The 15732-nt window shown below is 66.8% G+C and carries 15 protein-coding genes, 1 tRNA gene and 1 pseudogene; 4 read left to right on the top strand and 13 right to left on the bottom strand.

Annotated features, from left to right (window positions below):
* Positions 1–41: 41 nt before the first annotated feature.
* Positions 42–1151 (bottom strand): hypothetical protein, encoded by a 1110-nt coding sequence (locus ACZ50J_RS18725; protein ID WP_464301371.1) that lies wholly within the window; start codon positions 1149–1151, stop codon positions 42–44.
* Between the two features lie 63 nt (positions 1152–1214).
* Positions 1215–1775, bottom strand: a pseudogene (locus ACZ50J_RS18720) (GTP-binding protein); the annotation flags it as partial.
* 192 nt (positions 1776–1967) lie between these two features.
* Here ACZ50J_RS18720 and ACZ50J_RS18715 point away from each other — a divergent pair.
* Positions 1968–2645, top strand: a complete 678-nt coding sequence (locus ACZ50J_RS18715) for a Pr6Pr family membrane protein (protein WP_464298666.1) — start codon at positions 1968–1970, stop codon at positions 2643–2645.
* Between the two features lie 33 nt (positions 2646–2678).
* On the opposite strand, the gene ACZ50J_RS18710 is transcribed toward ACZ50J_RS18715, so the two are convergent.
* The 6 genes from ACZ50J_RS18710 to ACZ50J_RS18685 all read right to left on the bottom strand — a co-directional run bounded on the left by ACZ50J_RS18710 (position 2679) and on the right by ACZ50J_RS18685 (position 6065).
* Positions 2679–3128, bottom strand: a complete 450-nt coding sequence (locus ACZ50J_RS18710) for a MarR family winged helix-turn-helix transcriptional regulator (protein WP_464298665.1) — start codon at positions 3126–3128, stop codon at positions 2679–2681.
* A 90-nt stretch (positions 3129–3218) separates the two neighbouring features.
* Entirely contained in the window at positions 3219–4400 is a 1182-nt protein-coding gene (locus ACZ50J_RS18705) for an MFS transporter (RefSeq protein ID WP_464298664.1), read from the bottom strand.
* Between the two features lie 132 nt (positions 4401–4532).
* On the bottom strand, positions 4533–4778 hold the full coding sequence (locus ACZ50J_RS18700) for a hypothetical protein (RefSeq protein ID WP_464298663.1): 246 nt from the start codon (positions 4776–4778) through the stop codon (positions 4533–4535).
* Between the two features lie 325 nt (positions 4779–5103).
* A complete protein-coding gene (locus ACZ50J_RS18695; protein WP_464298662.1) occupies positions 5104–5556 on the bottom strand; it encodes a pyridoxamine 5'-phosphate oxidase family protein in 453 nt (150 codons plus the stop codon).
* On the bottom strand, positions 5553–5861 hold the full coding sequence (locus tag ACZ50J_RS18690; RefSeq protein WP_464298661.1) for a hypothetical protein: 309 nt from the start codon (positions 5859–5861) through the stop codon (positions 5553–5555). Before ACZ50J_RS18690 ends, ACZ50J_RS18695 begins: the two co-directional genes overlap by 4 nt.
* Positions 5862–5992: 131 nt before the next feature.
* A tRNA-Lys gene (locus ACZ50J_RS18685) sits at positions 5993–6065 on the bottom strand.
* Positions 6066–6255: 190 nt separating this feature from the next.
* Here ACZ50J_RS18685 and ACZ50J_RS18680 point away from each other — a divergent pair.
* From ACZ50J_RS18680 to ACZ50J_RS18670, 3 genes are all read left to right on the top strand, one after another.
* Positions 6256–7440 carry an alpha/beta hydrolase gene (locus ACZ50J_RS18680; protein WP_464298660.1) on the top strand — a complete coding sequence of 395 codons (1185 nt, stop codon included), beginning with the start codon at positions 6256–6258 and terminating at the stop codon, positions 7438–7440.
* 31 nt (positions 7441–7471) lie between these two features.
* A complete protein-coding gene (locus ACZ50J_RS18675; RefSeq protein WP_464298659.1) occupies positions 7472–10024 on the top strand; it encodes a DEAD/DEAH box helicase in 2553 nt (850 codons plus the stop codon).
* Between the two features lie 86 nt (positions 10025–10110).
* On the top strand, positions 10111–10761 hold the full coding sequence (locus ACZ50J_RS18670; protein ID WP_464298658.1) for a hypothetical protein: 651 nt from the start codon (positions 10111–10113) through the stop codon (positions 10759–10761).
* 186 nt (positions 10762–10947) lie between these two features.
* Here ACZ50J_RS18670 and ACZ50J_RS18665 read toward each other — a convergent pair whose 3' ends face one another.
* From ACZ50J_RS18665 to pstS, 5 genes are all read right to left on the bottom strand, one after another.
* Positions 10948–11229 carry a hypothetical protein gene (locus ACZ50J_RS18665; protein ID WP_464298657.1) on the bottom strand — a complete coding sequence of 94 codons (282 nt, stop codon included), beginning with the start codon at positions 11227–11229 and terminating at the stop codon, positions 10948–10950.
* Between the two features lie 356 nt (positions 11230–11585).
* Positions 11586–12362, bottom strand: a complete 777-nt coding sequence (gene pstB, locus ACZ50J_RS18660) for a phosphate ABC transporter ATP-binding protein PstB (RefSeq protein WP_464298656.1) — start codon at positions 12360–12362, stop codon at positions 11586–11588.
* 46 nt (positions 12363–12408) lie between these two features.
* Positions 12409–13341: a phosphate ABC transporter permease PstA gene (pstA, locus tag ACZ50J_RS18655; protein ID WP_464298655.1), complete on the bottom strand. Its 933-nt coding sequence runs from the start codon at positions 13339–13341 to the stop codon at positions 12409–12411.
* On the bottom strand, positions 13338–14345 hold the full coding sequence (gene pstC / locus ACZ50J_RS18650; protein ID WP_464298654.1) for a phosphate ABC transporter permease subunit PstC: 1008 nt from the start codon (positions 14343–14345) through the stop codon (positions 13338–13340). The genes pstA and pstC overlap by 4 nt, the downstream gene beginning before the upstream one ends.
* A 129-nt stretch (positions 14346–14474) precedes the next feature.
* Complete coding sequence (gene pstS, locus ACZ50J_RS18645) at positions 14475–15617, bottom strand: phosphate ABC transporter substrate-binding protein PstS (RefSeq protein ID WP_464298653.1); 1143 nt, start codon at positions 15615–15617, stop codon at positions 14475–14477.
* Positions 15618–15732: the final 115 nt, after the last annotated feature.

Below are 15732 nucleotides of genomic sequence, written 5' to 3'. Positions count from 1 at the left end.
CCTCGCGCACCCACCGGACAAGGGTCGGCAGGCGTGGGATCTCATCGCGGATTCGCCTTCACATATGCGGCCCAGTCGCCGGGATCGACGCCCACCCGCGGTGACCGCGGAGGCGTGCCGCGCACGACCCGGTGGTGGTCCAACCGGCTCTCCCACACGCCCTCACCGCTGGTCAGGTCGGGCAGGCGCCGCTGCACGGAGTCGACCAGCCGCGTCGGTATGACGCCCTCGATGCGTGCGTCACGGTCGTCGACCTCGGTGCGGGTCACGTCGGTCTCAGACCGTGCCAGCTCGCCGAGCAGCAGCGGGACCTGCTCCGGCAACAGGTCCAGTGTGAACGCGTCGACCGGTTCGCAGACCGCTGTCCCGGCCCTGCGCAGAGCCCGCATCAGCACCGCCCGGGTCAGCAACCGGAAGTCTCCCGCGGTGCTCGACATCGACTTGTCGAACGTGCCGTGCGAGTGGGACTGGCGTGCCCAATACCCCGAATGTGTCATGGTGACAACACAATCGGTCACCTGCCAGCCGTCGATCCCCTGCCGCAGCGTGTCGTCGACCGACGACCGTACGGCGGTGAAGAACGCCGGTGGCATCGAACCCGCCTCGACGTCGAGTTCGAAGACGACACCGCTGCCGATCGAACCGGGACCGATCCGCAGCCCCACCGTCGCCAGGTAGGGATTCGGCGGGGTTGCGATGAGCTCGTGTGCCGCACCGGTCCCGGTGACTCGTTCGATGCAAACGACCGAGAGCGGCCGGAAGGTGGCACGGACCCCGAATTCGTCGGCGAGTCGTGCCGCGATCACCTGTCGTTGCACCTCTCCGTGCAGCGAGAGCCGGACCTCGCCCCGGGCATCGTCCTGGCGCAGGTTGATGAGCGGATCCTGGTCGGCCAACGTCGCCAACGCTGCCAACAGCTGACCGCGCTGCGCCGGATCCGCACTGTCGACAACAGTTTCCAGCGTGGACGGGCGAAGCGCGGTGACCTGGCGGGCGCCGTCGCCGCCGATCCGGTCACCAACACGCGGATGGTCCAGGCCGGTCAGGATGCCGATGCCGCCCGGCGGCAGCGCCTTGGTGCGCTTGCCCGCGGGCTCGCAGATCGCGGTGACACGGGACCGCGTGTCGAGCCGGTCGCGCACCCGAATCATCCCGTCGTGCACTCGGATCCAGGCCCGACCGTCACGCTCGACGGAGAAGACGGTTGCGGAGACAGGTGCAGCGTTGTCGCCCGAAGCGGGCCGCATCCGACGGATGACGGCGAGCAACTCGTCGATGCCGTCGCCGGTGCGGGCGGACCCGCGCAGGATTCGAGTGTCGAGTGCCGGCTTCAGCCGGTGCACGATCTGTTGCGTGACCCGATCGGGGTCCGCGCCGGCCCGGTCGGTCTTGTTGATGAAGAGGGTCGTCGGCACGTCCATGCGCTGAAGGGCACGCATCAGGATCCGTGTCTGGGGCTGCACACCTTCGACCGCCGAGACGACGAGCACCACACCGTCGAGGATGCCGAGCGCGCGCTCGACCTCGGCAATGAAGTCCGGATGTCCAGGGGTGTCAACGAGATTCACCGACAGGTCGCCCATGGTGAAACTGGCGACGGCGGTCTTGATGGTGATGCCACGCTCGCGTTCGAGCGTCAAGGTGTCGGTTGTGGAGGTGCCACTGTCGACGCTGCCGAGTCTGTCGATCGCGCCTGCCGTGAAGAGCAGGCGCTCGGTCAGCGTGGTCTTACCGGCGTCGACGTGCGCGAGTATTCCGAGATTGAGTAGATGCAAGGGTCCTGTCCTTGGCCGCGGGGAAGTGAATCGGTGCGGTGCAGGAAGGACGGCGCATCTGCGGGCTCCTCGTATCTCGGACAGGTCCTTCTCAGTGCACCAGACCACGCGGATCGGATGCAACGGGATTTCGTCCGACGAGTTTCTGCGAGGAGGTATGCCGGGAGGTGTCGCGACCTCTACCGTGAGTCCATGGCAGCGGGACCGCTGGTGCAGGGCCGGGACGACACAGGGGTGTCGGTCCCGGAGCGGGTCCACGCCGTCGTGCGCCTGCTATTGGCGGCGCTGATCGTGGTCACGGTGGTCGTTTTGTTGGTCAACACCACGATGCGCGACGTCGACCCCGCGACAGCGGCAAACTTCTTCAGTTACTTCACGATCCAGTCGAACATCATCGTCGCGGTCGTCTTCGCAATGGCTGCCGCCATACAACTGCGAGGCAGTGGGCCGCGATGGTTCGACTCGTTGCGTGGTGCGGCCACGGTCTACATCTCGATCACCGGAGTCGTCTACGCACTGTTGCTCAGCAACGTCGACGTCGACACACCACTCCCGTGGGCGAATGTCGTGCTGCACTACTTCGTGCCGATCGTCGCCGTGGTCGATTGGCTGATCGACCTGCCGGATCGGCGGATCAGCCTGCGTTCGGCCACCCTCTGGCTGGCGTATCCGCTTGCCTACCTTGTCTATTCGCTGATCCGCGGGCCGATCGTCGATTGGTATCCGTATCCGTTCCTGGACCCCCGACATGACGGCTATGGCCACGTCGCGGTCATGAGCGTGGTCGTCGCCATCGCGGCCGCACTCTTCGCCGCGGTGATCGCGGGGGCGACCAGGCTCCCGGGGCGCATGCTCAGCCGTCGCGACTGAGTCCGGCACGGCGAACGACGCCCGGCACCCGGCTCACTTCAGCGCGCGGACCGCGTCGACGAGCGTGGTCAGCTCCGGGTTCTCGGCCGCGGTGTCGAGCGCGGAGCGCACCGCCTCGTCATTCGTCGGCCGAGCCTTCCTCAGCAGCGTCTTCCCGGCGGGCGTGACATCGGTGTAGATGCCGCGCCGGTCCGTCGGGCACAGGTAACGGGCGAGTAGTCCGCGGTCCTCGAGCCGGGTGACCAGGCGAGTGGTGGCGCTCTGGCTGAGCACGACGGCGTCGGCGACCTGCTTCATCTGCAGGTGGCCACCCTCTCCGTCGTGCTGCCGGCTGAGGACGTCGAGCAGCGAGTACTCCCGGACACTGAGTCCGTGCTTCGCCTGCAGTGCCCGCTCGACCTGGCCGTCGATCCGATCGTGCAGCAGGGAGAGTGCAGCCCATCCGCTGACGAGAGCGGTGAGCTGTGGGTCGGTGGCGGTCATGTCGCTCCCTGCGGGTGATGCGTTGTCGTGGTTCCGCCGAACTTCCGTCGTATGACGGCAATCGGCGCTTGCAAGTTTACCGGCCGTACCTCAGGCACACGAGGTCTGCGCCAGCGCCGGCACCTGCTCCGGCCGACGTTCCAGCGCCGCAGACCAGATGGCCAGGCCGAGTGCCGACGCCGCGAGCACGGCACCGACCCAGTTGGGCGCGGTGTAGCCGAAACCGGCACCGATCACGATGCCACCGAGCCACGCCGACAATGCGTTGCCGAGATTGAACGCGCCGATGTTGACGGCGGAGGCCAGGGTCGGTGCACCGTGGGCCTGGTCGAGGACGCGCTTCTGCAACGGCGGCACAGTGGCGAAGCCCAGCCCGCCGACCAGCACGATCGTGACCGCGGCGAGCACCTTGTTGTGGGCGGTGGCGGTGAAGACCAACAGGACGAGCGAGAGGGCGCCGAGCGTGACGAACAGCATCGGCATCAGCCGCCGGTCCGCGAACTTGCCGCCGACCAGGTTGCCCACGAACATGCCGACTCCGAAGAGCACGAGCAGCCAGGTGACGGCGCCCTCGGAATAGCCTGCAACCTTGGTCATCATCGGTGCGATGTAGGTGATCGCTGCGAACACGCCGCCGAAGCCGAGGACCGTCATGGCCATCGCGAGCACGACCTGCACGTTGCGGAACGCCGCCAGTTCGCCGCGCAGGTTCGCGGCCTGCGAACGCGGCATCGGCGGAACGAGTTTCGCGATCCCGAGGAGCCCGATGACGCCCAATCCGGCAACCGCCGCGAACGTTGCCCGCCAGCCGACAGTTTGTCCGATGAGAGTGCCGGCCGGGACGCCGACGATGTTGGCGACGGTCAGCCCGGTGAACATGAGCGAGATCGCGGCAGCCTTGCGTTTCGGTGCCACGAGACCTGCGGCAACCACCGAGCCGATACCGAAGAAGGCTCCGTGTGCGAGCGAGGCGACGATCCGGCCGGTCAACATGAGGCCGAAGGTCGGCGCGACCGCCGACAGGGCGTTCCCGACGATGAACAGGCCCATCAGCAGCATGAGCATCGTCTTGCGGCTGATCCGATTGCCGAGCACCGTCATCACCGGCGCGCCGAGCATGACGCCGATGGCGTAACCGCTCACCAGCAGTCCCGCCGTCGGGATGGAGACGCCGTACGAATCGGCGATCTGGGGCATCAGCCCCATGACCACGAATTCGGTGGTGCCGATGCCGAAGGCTCCGATGGCCAGGGCGAGAAGTGCGAGAGGCATCGCGGGGAGGACCTTTCATGAGTGCGCGTCGATGTAACCGGCGTCAACAATAGTTGCATGCGCGGTATAAACGCAAACGCACCTCATCCGCGGAGCTATGCGCGGCTCCGCGGATGAGGGGTCCCCCGAGGGCTACTCGACGCCGGCGGTGCAGGTGTTGAAGGCCGAGTTGTTCTTCGGGTCGAACGCACCGTCCACCGGGAACCACCACACGACGCGGGTGTATGCCGGACGGCCGTGCGTGCTGCAGCTGCCGAGGCGGAACGCCTTGATCGTCGCGGTGGTCGGCTTGCAGTAGGCGATGGGTCCGTCGGCCGGCGGACGGCAGGCGGTGCCGGTGCCCGTGGCGACCTTGCCGTCCCACGAGGTCCAGTGCACGTTCTTGATGTAGCTGGTCGGATCTCCGCCGAAGTCAACGGTTTTCGGTCGGCTCGAACCCAGACCGTGCAACTGTGCGCCGAACCGAGCACGGGCGCGGGCGTCAGGTGGGCGATGCTGGTCGCACTGTGGGTCGCTGCCAGCGCGGACGGTCCGGTCGCGCCGATGACGCCGAGTGCGCAGACGGTGGTGAGTGTGGTCGCGATTGCTTTTCCCCGAGTGTTCATGCCTGGAAGACTCCCGAGCGCGCTGCCGGGTTGGCGGTCCGGAGGTCACGAATCGATATCGGACCGAACGGCCGAAATCGACCGACTGTCAAGCGATCTCAGATCTCGACCGTCGTGTCGAACGCGTGGGTGGAGTGCGGACTGCTGCCTCGCACGAGCACATAGCGACGCTGCAGTTCGGCGGCATACGCGACCAACGGGCCGGCCGGTTCGAGGTCCTCGGGAGTCAGTTCCTTGCCGCTCGGCAGGCGCGCGTTCAGCGCCTCGAGTGCGGATGGGGCGTCCGGTGCTGCCACGGCGACGGCATCGAAGTAGGCCGCCTCGGCCGATCCGACGGCGACGCTGGAGTCGAACACCGTGATCGCGATCTGCGCGCGAGCTGCGATGTTGCGCGAATGCCTGCTGCTCGGTGACGAGACCCAGCAGACGCGGTCGTCGCCGAGCGGCGCGAAGAACACGGGTGTGGCCCATGGCGTGCCGTCCGCGTCGGCGGTGCCGAGCACCAGGTAGCGATTGGCGGCCAGGATGCCGTCGACGGAGAGCTCGCTCATCGCCGTACCCGATAGCGCAGGTGCAGGACGCTTTCGCCCTGGATCACCAGGTCCGGATCCTCCAGCAGGCATTGCTGTTCGAGCTCGATGACGCCGATGGAGTCCCACATCGCCTGGACGTATGGCGCAGACGCCGCGGCGACCTTGAAGCCGACGCCGGCGCCGGAATGGTCGAATCCCTTGTCGCCATTGCCTATCGGGACATCGCCACCGAAGCACCACTCGTGCAACGGTCCTGGATCGTCATTCAGGTCGGCGATGAACCCGTCCACCGACACGACGTTGTGCATGATCACCGTGCTCATGAGTGCTCCCGAGTCGAATGCCCGTCGTTGGGACAAGGTGTCACAACGACCATGCCATTCCTGGTGGGAACAGACCAGTGCCCGGCGCCGTGGGACGGGGGTGACGCAGCCGATTGCCGCTCGTCAGGGAGTGGGCCCTGTGGGGCTCGAACCCACAACCTACGGATTAAAAGTCCGCAGCTCTACCAATTGAGCTAAAGGCCCTCGCGCGGATGCGCCCGGTAAGCGTAGTCAAACCCGGCGTCCGGCGTCACGGCGACCCGTCCGGGTCGGTCGCAGCGCGGCCGAGCATATGTGGTGCGAACGGTCGCCGCCACAGGGCAGAATGGCTCGGGGCGGGTGCATCGGGGCGCTCGGGGGATGTGTTGCATCGGGGGATACCGGGGGATGACGTATGGCGCCGAACGGCATGGGCACGGTCGTGGTGACATGGCTGACGGCGGTGAGCGCCTTCGTCGCCGTGGTCCTGCTCTGGCCGCGTCTCGCACAATCCCGGTGGCGCTCCATCGCAGGTCGTGTCGGCGTGCAGGCCACGGCGACGCTGCTCACGCTGGTAGCCGTTGCCGCGACGCTGAATGCCCAGAACGGTTGGTATGCCGACTGGTCCGACCTCCGCAACGATCTGATCGGTGCCGATTCACCGCACGGCGGTCCGACCACGTATGGCGCTGACCCCGTGCAGCCTGCCCTCTCGCCGGGTGCGATCGAGGCCGACTCACGTGCACGACACCGGTTCGGAGGACACCGCTCGCGGTGGGAGGAGCATCTGCGGCATCAGCGCCGGGGCGGTGGCCAGTACACCACCGTGTCGATGCCCGGACCGACCGGACGAAACGTCCGGATGTCGGTGTGGCTTCCGACTGAATACAACGATCGATCACAGCGAGGCCGGACCTTTCCGGTGATCGAGGCGTTCCACGGCGTGCCCGGCACGTCGGACGACTTTCATCGCCCGGTGCACATCGGTGCGATGATCAGCCGGCTGGTCGAACGGCACGAGATGGCCCCCACGATCGTGATCGCCCCGACATACCTGCCGAACGGCGTCGACACCGAATGTGTCGACGGCCCCGGCATGCCGATGCTGACCTGGTTGACGCACGACGTTCCCGATTGGGTCGTGCGGCATCTGCGAGCCCGTCCGGACCGAGAGTCGTGGTCGACGCTCGGCTTCAGCGCCGGCGGCTACTGCGCGGCACTGACGGCGATGCATCGCCCACAGCAGTTCGGCTCGATGATCGTGCTCGGCGGGTACTTCCGGCCGATCTTCGGACGGTGGAACCCGTTCCACGGCAAGCCTCCGGCGACATACGACCTGAACCACGTCGTGCGCACGGCGCCGCCGCGGATCGCGGCCTGGGTGCAGGTGGCGCTGCAAGACCCCGTGTCCGGACGGGCCAGTGAGCAGTTCGCGCACCAGGCGAAGCCGCCGCTGTCGGTGACCACGGTCGTCTGGCGACGGGTCGGGCACCGCATGGGCGCCTGGATCCAAGCCATGCCACTGGCGCTGCAGTGGCTCGGCTCGACGCGCGCCGGGTTCCGACCGTCGGCAGCGGGTGACCCCAGCGGCGGTCGGTGATCGGACAAGAGCCTGGGAGAATGGGCTCATCATGAATCTCTACGAGCGCCTGCCCGACACCGACGACCCGGACGAGACCTACGCGCGATTCGTGGAGTGGGCGGGGGAGCGCAACCTGACGCTCTACCCGCACCAGGAGGAGGCGATCATCGAGCTGCTCGCCGGCGCCAACGTCATCCTGGCGACGCCGACCGGCTCCGGGAAGTCGATGGTTGCCACGGCTGCCGAGTTCGCAGCGCTCGCCGGCGACCGGGTCAGCTTCTACACCGCGCCGATCAAGGCGCTGGTGTCGGAGAAGTTCTTCGCGCTCTGCGAGATGTTCGGCGCGGACAACGTGGGCATGCTGACCGGCGACGCGTCGGTCAACGCGGACGCGCCGATCATCTGCTGCACCGCGGAGGTGCTGGCCAACATCGCATTGCGTGAGGGGCGGACGGCTGATGTCGGCCTGGTCATCATGGACGAGTTCCACTTCTACTCCGAGCCCGAACGCGGCTGGGCGTGGCAGGTGCCGCTGCTCGAGCTGCCGCAGGCCCAATTCCTGCTGATGTCAGCAACATTGGGCGATGTGACCATCTTCGAGGAAGAGCTCACGCGACGGACCGGCCGGCCGACCGCGACAGTCGCCAACGCCGAGCGTCCCGTGCCGCTGGCCTTCAAGTGGGCGATGACGCCGCTGCACGAGACCATCGAGGAGTTGCTCTACGCCAAGGAAGCGCCGGCGTATGTCGTGCACTTCACCCAGGCCGCCGCCCTCGAACAGGCCCAGGCGCTGATGAGCATCAACATGCTCAGCAAGGCCGAGAAGGAGCAGATCGCCGAGATCATCGCCGGATTCCGCTTCTCCGCCGGCTTCGGCAAGACACTGAATCGGTTGGTGCGCCACGGGATCGGCGTTCACCACGCCGGCATGTTGCCGAAGTATCGCCGCCTTGTCGAGACGCTGGCGCAGGACGGACTGCTCAAGGTCATCTGCGGCACCGACACCCTCGGGGTCGGCATCAATGTGCCCATCCGCACGGTCATCTTCACCGGTCTGGCGAAGTTCGACGGAACCCGTCAGCGGCTGCTCAAGGCGCGCGAGTTCCACCAGATCGCCGGCCGCGCCGGGCGGGCCGGTTACGACACGAGCGGGACGGTCGTCATACAGGCGCCGGAACACCTGATCGAGAACGCACGCGCCATCGCCAAGGCCGGGGACGATCCCAAGAAGCTGCGCAAGGTGCAACGCAAGAAGCCGCCGGAGGGCTTCGTCAACTACACCGAGGAGACCTTCGAGAAACTGGTCCACGCCGACCCGGAGCCGCTCCAGTCGCGCATGCGCATCACTCATTCGATGCTGCTCAATCTCATTGCACGAGAGGGCGATCCGTATGCCGCTGTGCGTGATCTCGTGCGGGAGAACCATGAGGACCCGCGACGCCGGCGGCGGCTCGCACGGCGGGCGATCACGCTGACCCGGGAGCTGCTCACGGCCGGTGTCGTGGAGCGACTGCCGCAGCCGCTGTCCGACGGGCGCGGCATACAGCTGGTGACCGACCTGCAGGACGGGTTCGCGCTCAACCAGCCGCTGGCACCCTTCGCACTCGCGGCGCTCGATGTCCTGCCCGATCCGCAGGACCCGGCGACCGACCAGCTGACCCATGCGCTCGACGTCGTGTCCGTCATCGAGTCGATCCTGGAGGATCCACGGCCGATCCTGCTCGGCCAGCGACGCAAGGCTCGTGGTGAGGCCGTGGCGCAGATGAAGGCGGACGGCATCGAGTATGACGAGCGCATGGAGCTGCTGGAGGACGTCACCTGGCCGCAGCCGCTCGCGGAGCTGCTGGACGCGGCCTTCGAGACCTACCGTGCGGCGCAGCCCTGGGTCGGCGAGCAGGCGCTCTCACCGAAGTCGGTCGTGCGCGAGATGTACGAAAACGCTTGGAGTTTCGGCGATCTCGTGCGCTACTACGAAATCGCACGATCCGAGGGGATCGTGCTGCGCTACCTGACCGATGCCTACCGCACGTTGCGGCAGACCGTGCCGGACAACGCCAAGACCGACGAGCTCACCGACCTGATCGAGTGGCTCGGCGAGGTCATCCGGCAGACCGACTCCAGCCTGCTCGACGAGTGGGAGGAACTGGTCAACCCGGCGCTGCACGAGGAACGCGGGGCGGCCCTGGTGCACACACCGCGGTCGATCACGACCGGGAAGGCGTTCCAGATCCAGATCCGGCGCGGCATGTTCCACCGCCTGGAGCTCGCCGCACGCCGGGACATCGTTGCGCTCGCTGCCCTCGAGCGGTCGGTCGCCGCGTCCACGGAACCTCCCACCGAAGTCGTCATGGACGAATCCGCCTGGCACGACGACCTTTCAGCATACTTCGACGAACACGACGAGATGCTCACCGACGCGGACGCGCGTGGTCCGTCATACCTGCGCATCGAGCGGAGCAGGGAGAAGTGGGAGGTCCGCCAGGTCGTGCACGACCCGGCCGGTGACGGCGACTGGGGCATCGACGCCGAGGTCAACCTCGCGGCCAGCGACGCAGCAGGCCAGGCCGTCATCGTCGTCCTCGGCCTCAACCGACTCGATTGACCAGAGGTGGCCGAGGAGCTACGAAGGAGCGTCTCGAGGTCTACTCGATATCGCCTACGGTGGACGGCGATGCAGAGGAGTCACGGATGACCGACGACAGCAGCAACGAGCAACGGCGACCACGACGTCCGGCGATGTTCAGCCCGGGCGCGCTCGACGCCCAGGCATCGGCCGGCGTAGATCCGGCGCAGGTCTCGGAGATAGCCCACGAGACGGCAGCCGTCCTGGTGGGACACGGTCGTGCCGCCGACGACCCGGAGCTGACCAAGCGACTGGTCGGCCTCGTCGACGAACTCGGTATGGCGACCGTGGCCGAGCTCTGGGCCGGCCGCCCTCCGGTCAGCCTGCCGGGCGCGCTGTGGCGCCTCTACGCGATCCACGAGTCGGTGCGCCGGGACCCGGTCAGTGCGGCGGCCGACTACGAGTCGGGGAGACAGTTGGCAGATGTCCAGCACGTCATCGCTGGAGCCGCGGAGCCACCGTCGCCGGAGGCATTGCGGCAGCTGGTGGACGCCATACTGACCGGCGTCTTCGACGGCGACCTGGCGGTGGCGCTGGAGCGCGCAGCGGCGTTCTGCCGGATCATCTCGATCGGTCGGGCGCACCGTGCCGACGATCAGGACGGGTATGACGAACTGCGCGCGAGCGCCGGCACTCGCAGCGCCGCAGCACTGCTGGACACCGCAACGGATCTGGAGCGTGCCGCGTCCGCCTGGCGGGCCGGCTCACTCACCTGAACGCGCAGCAGTAGCAGTCACCGGAAGGGGAGTGGGTGCGTCGGGCCGGGAGCGCCTCACGGCGCACGGCCGCTCGTAGCGGCTAATTTTGGGACCCGGGGCTGCCGCGGCCCGACGCACCATGAAGCCTAACGGTGTCGTGTCCGGACTTGTTCCTGCCCTCGATCGGGAATTTCGAGGATGGGCTCAGCGGTGGTCGATGGCGCCGAGCCGGACCTTGCCCTTGCCCGAGCAGTTCTCGCGGTGATGGCGCGCGTCCTCACGGGCCTTGTCGCGTGACCTGCGGGCGCGGCCGGTCCAGTCGCAGCTCTTGCAGTAGCCGAAGGCGAAACTGCCGTTCTCCTTGGTCAGGTCGTCCTCGAGCCGCACCAGCGGAGTCGTCGCACGATGTCCGTGGGAATCGGAGACCTCGAGAGTGTTTCCCTTGCGACCGCGAAACCGCGGACGACGGTTCTCCTTCTTCACCACGGGTTAATGATGCAGGAACGCGAGGCGAACTGCACGCGGCAGTGGGTGAATTCGGGTGCTCTGTGGCGAGTCTCACTGAAATGGACGATCGTTCAAGTCGCAGGGTGTCGACCGTCACCGCCGAGTGACGGCTTCCTCGCCCACTGACGGTCGTATGGCGCCGTCACTCGGCGAAGAAGCCGTCACTCGGGAAGGTGTGTGCCGGGCGCCGCGGAGAGGACGGAGCAGGCATGATCAACCGGCACCGAACGACAAGCGGACGCCGCGGAGACGACGACCACGAGGGAAGGGGCTGGGCAACGAGCTCGCTCGTTGCCCAGCCCCTTCCCTCGTGCGAGGAGTCGAAGCAATACAACTCAGCCGAAGCGACCGGAGATGTAGTCCTCGGTGGCCTTCTTGCCGGGGTTGTTGAAGATCTGCTGCGTGTCGTCCATCTCGATCAGGTTGCCGGGCTTGCCGGTCGCCTCGAGGTTGAAGAACGCCGTGCGGTCCGAGACGCGCGCGGCCTGCTGCATGTTGTGCGTGACGATGACGATGGTGAACTGCTCCTTGAGTTGGGTCACCAGGTCCTCGATCGCCAGGGTCGAGATCGGGTCGAGCGCCGAGCACGGCTCGTCCATCAGCAGCACCTGCGGCTCGACGGCGATGGCGCGGGCGATGCAGAGTCGCTGCTGCTGACCACCGGACAGGCCGGCGCCCGGCTTGTTCAGCCGGTCCTTGACCTCGTTCCAGAGGTTCGCGCCGACGAGCGACTCCTCGACCTTCTGGTCCAGCACCTTCTTGTTCTTGACCCCGTTGAGGCGCAATCCGGCGACCACGTTGTCGCGGATCGACATGGTCGGGAACGGGTTCGGTCGCTGGAAGACCATGCCGACCGTGCGCCGCACCGCGACCGGGTCGACCGTGGCGGCATACAGGTCCTCGTCGTCGAGCATGACCTTGCCTTCGACACGTCCGCCCGGCGTCACCTCGTGCATCCGGTCGAGCGTGCGCAGGAACGTCGACTTGCCGCAGCCCGACGGGCCGATGAAGGCGGTGACCGAGCGCGGCTCGATCGTCATCGTGACGCCCTCGACTGCCTTGAAGTCGCTGTAGAAGACGTTCAGGTCCTTGACGTCAATTCGCTTACCCATGAAGTGCTTTCCTAGTTCTTGCGTGCCGGGCGGGGAGACTGGACGGTCATTTCTTGACCTTGGTGAAGTGGCCGATGACCCGACCGATCAGGTTGATCACGAGGACGAGCAGGATCAGGGTGCAGGCCGCACCCCACACCCGGTCGGCGCTGACCGGGTCACCCGACATGTTCGGCAGGTTCGTGTTGATCAGCGTCGGCAGTGCGGCGAAGTTGCCCGAGAAGAGGTTCTGGTTCAGGAACTGCGAGTACTGCGCCAGGATCAGCAGCGGTGCCGTCTCGCCGGCCACGCGGGCGAAGCCGAGCAGTGAGCCGGTGACGATGCCGGAGAACGACGTCGGCAGCACGACGCGAACGATGGTCTTCCACTTCGGGACACCCAGCGCGTATGACGCCTCCCGCAGCTCGTTCGGCACGAGCTTGAGCATCTCCTCGGTGGAGCGACATACGACCGGCACCATCAGCAGCACCAGCGCCAGCGAGGCGCAGAAGCCGTTGAGGGTGAAACCGAAGAAGGTCACCCACACTGCGTAGATGAACAGACCGGCGACGATCGACGGCACACCCGACAGGATGTCGACCATGAAGCTGATCGCGCGGGCGAGGCGACCACGGCCGTACTCCACCAGATAGATCGCGGTCATGATCGCGATCGGGATCGCGATCACCGAGGTCGCCACCGAGATCAGGATGGTGCCGACCAGAGCATGGCGGGCGCCACGCACGTTGTGGTCGAAGCCCGGGGCGCCGACGCCCGACTGGTCCTTCTGCCACCACGTCGTGTCCAGGATCGTGCTGAAGCCCTTGGAGATGACCGACCACATGATCCAGATGAGCGGGATCAGGGCGACCAGGAAGGCCGCCCAGATGACGACAGTCGCGATGGTGTTCTTGACCGCGCGCGCACCGGACTTGCCGTGGTTGATGCCGCCCAGGTCACCGGCATCGGCCGGCGCAATGTCCTTCACATCCATACTCATTCCGAGAACGCCTTCCTGCGCTCGATGATGACGCGCGCTATTGCGTTGACCACGAACGTCAGCACGAAGAGCACCAGACCGGCTGCGACATACGCGCCGGTGCCGATGCCCGGCGTGAACTCGGACGAACCGTTCGCGATCTTGGAGGCGAAGGTGTCGCCGCCGTTGAAGAGCGACCAGGTCCACTTCGTGCCACCGGGCAGCGAGGAGAGGATGTAGAGGACGGCGACGGTCTCGCCGAGTGCCCGGCCCAGCCCGAGCATGGTCGCGCTGATGATTCCGGGGCGACCGAAGGGCAGGATCGCGGTGCGGATCATCTCCCACTTGGTCGCGCCCAGCGCGTAGGCCGCCTCCTGGTGCGCCTGCGGTGCCTGCGCGAACACCTCGCGGGTCAACGCTGTCACGATCGGCAGGACCATGATGGCCAGCACGATGCCGACCAGGAACATGGTCGTACCGCCGCCGACGCCGTCGACCTTGCCGAAGAGCGGGAACCAGCCGAGGTGGTCGGACAGCCAGTTCTGGATGGTCGCGTATTTCGGCGCGACGATGAAGTAGCCCCAGAGGCCGTAGACGATCGACGGCACGGCGGCCAGCAGATCGATGAGCGCGGCAGCCGGTCCGGAGAGCCATTTGGGCGCGTACTGCGTCAGGAACAGCGCGATCGCGATGGCGAACGGCACGGCGATGACCAGCGCGACGACCGAGGTCGCGACCGTCGTCCAGAGCAACTGCAGGATGCCGAACTTCTTGGCCGTGATGTCCCAGTCACGGCTGGTCAGGAAGTTGACCTTGTCCTGGCCGATGGCGGGGACCGCCTGGAAGAGCAGGAAGATCCCGATCAGTACGACGAGGGCGATGATCAGCAGGCCGGCGCCGGTGGCGGCGCCGCCGAAGATCCGGTCGCCGAGGCGGCCGGTGTTGGCGTTGTCACCGTGCAGTGGCGGTCTGCCGTCGGGGTCGGGCAATTCGTCGGCGAGCGAGGCGCCGGTCGATGAACTCATCTGATCTCCGTGAACTGCGCGGCACGTGGGACGGGGCCGGCTGGGTGATGCGGTATGGCGGAAGGTCTTTCGCACACGCTTGCGGGGGCGCCGTGATCACGACACCCCCGCAAGCCTGTCACTTGTTCGTCAGCTGATCGAGTTGATCGTCTCGACGACCTTGGACTGGATCGCTGCCGGCAGCGGCGCGGCGCCGACACCGGTGAGCTGCTTCTGGAAGTCCTGCGAGGCCATGTAGGACAGGAACGCCTTGACGTTCTTGCCCGTGGTGGCGTCGGCGTACTTCGAGCAGGCGACCTCGTAGGTGACCAGGACGATCGGGTAGGCACCCGCGGCCTTGGTCTTGTAGTCGATCTTCAGCGACAGGTCCTTGCCGGTGCCGATGACCTTGGCGGCCGCGATGGCCTTGCCGGCGGAGTCCGCGGTCAGGGCGACACCGTCAACGGTGGCCATGTTCAGCTTGTTCTGGATCGAGTAACCCCACTCGACGTAGCCGATGCCACCGTCGGTCGCCTTGATGGCGGAGGCGACGCCGGCCGTCTTGGCCTTGCCCTGGCCGACCGAACCCTTCCAGGTCTTGTCGTGCTTGTTCGGCCAGTCCGCCGGGTCGACGGTGTTCATGTAGTTGGTGAAGTTGTCGGTGGTGCCCGAGGAGTCGGAGCGGAAGAACACCGAGATCTTCGTGCTGGGCAGGGTGACGCCCTTGTTGGCGGCCTTGATGGCCGGGTCGTCCCAGGTCTTGATCTTGCCGGAGAAGATCTGCGCGATGAGCTTCGGCGTGAGGTTCAGCTTGCCGACACCCTTGACGTTGTAGGAGACCGCGATCGGGCCGGTCACCATCGGGATGTCGAGGGCGTCGGAGCCGCATGCTGCCTTGGCCTTGGCGGGCTCGCCCTTGTCGGGGCTCAGTGCCGAGTCGGAGCCGGCGAAGTTGACCTGCTTGGCGATGAACTTGGTGATGCCGGCGCCGGAGCCGGTGCCGTTGTAGGACACCTTCGCGCCGCTGCACTTGCCCTGGTAGTCCGAGATCGCCTGCGTGATGGCGTTCTGCTGAGCGGTGGAACCCTCGGCGGTCAGGTTGCCGGAGAAGCAGGTGACGCTGCCGGCGGCGGCAGTCGAGCCGCCAGTCGCTCCGGCGGAGGAGCTCGCTGCGGCGGAGGAGCCACCGGCCGAGCTGCTGGAGTCGGAGTTGGAGGAGCTGCCGCAGGCCGAGAGCGCGAGCGCTCCTGCGATGGCCAGACCGGAAGCGCGACCAATGCGCGAGATCTTCAAGAGAACTGCCTTCCCATAAAGCTTGGTGGAAACGGCCACGTCGGCCGGTCAAGGCAGAACGTAGGGAAGGCGGGTGACCGGTTACCACCTCGGTGGTGAACGCAGGGTGAACGCG

This window comes from Flexivirga sp. G2 (assembly GCF_055397625.1).
Note: the sequence above shows the minus strand (reverse complement) of the source record. Positions and strands in the feature narration are given on the sequence as shown.

Bases quoted from the DNA above. Each gene is read 5' to 3' on its own strand.
- ACZ50J_RS18725 (WP_464301371.1), bottom strand. From the start codon at position 1,151: ATGATTCGGGTGCGCGACCGGCTCGACACGCGGTCCCGTGTCACCGCG.
- ACZ50J_RS18715 (WP_464298666.1), top strand. From the start codon at position 1,968: ATGGCAGCGGGACCGCTGGTGCAGGGCCGGGACGACACAGGGGTGTCG.
- ACZ50J_RS18710 (WP_464298665.1), bottom strand. From the start codon at position 3,128: ATGACCGCCACCGACCCACAGCTCACCGCTCTCGTCAGCGGATGGGCT.
- ACZ50J_RS18705 (WP_464298664.1), bottom strand. From the start codon at position 4,400: ATGCCTCTCGCACTTCTCGCCCTGGCCATCGGAGCCTTCGGCATCGGC.
- ACZ50J_RS18695 (WP_464298662.1), bottom strand. From the start codon at position 5,556: ATGAGCGAGCTCTCCGTCGACGGCATCCTGGCCGCCAATCGCTACCTG.
- ACZ50J_RS18690 (WP_464298661.1), bottom strand. From the start codon at position 5,861: ATGAGCACGGTGATCATGCACAACGTCGTGTCGGTGGACGGGTTCATC.
- ACZ50J_RS18680 (WP_464298660.1), top strand. From the start codon at position 6,256: ATGGCGCCGAACGGCATGGGCACGGTCGTGGTGACATGGCTGACGGCG.
- ACZ50J_RS18675 (WP_464298659.1), top strand. From the start codon at position 7,472: ATGAATCTCTACGAGCGCCTGCCCGACACCGACGACCCGGACGAGACC.
- ACZ50J_RS18670 (WP_464298658.1), top strand. From the start codon at position 10,111: ATGACCGACGACAGCAGCAACGAGCAACGGCGACCACGACGTCCGGCG.
- pstB (WP_464298656.1), bottom strand. From the start codon at position 12,362: ATGGGTAAGCGAATTGACGTCAAGGACCTGAACGTCTTCTACAGCGAC.
- pstA (WP_464298655.1), bottom strand. From the start codon at position 13,341: ATGAGTATGGATGTGAAGGACATTGCGCCGGCCGATGCCGGTGACCTG.
- pstC (WP_464298654.1), bottom strand. From the start codon at position 14,345: ATGAGTTCATCGACCGGCGCCTCGCTCGCCGACGAATTGCCCGACCCC.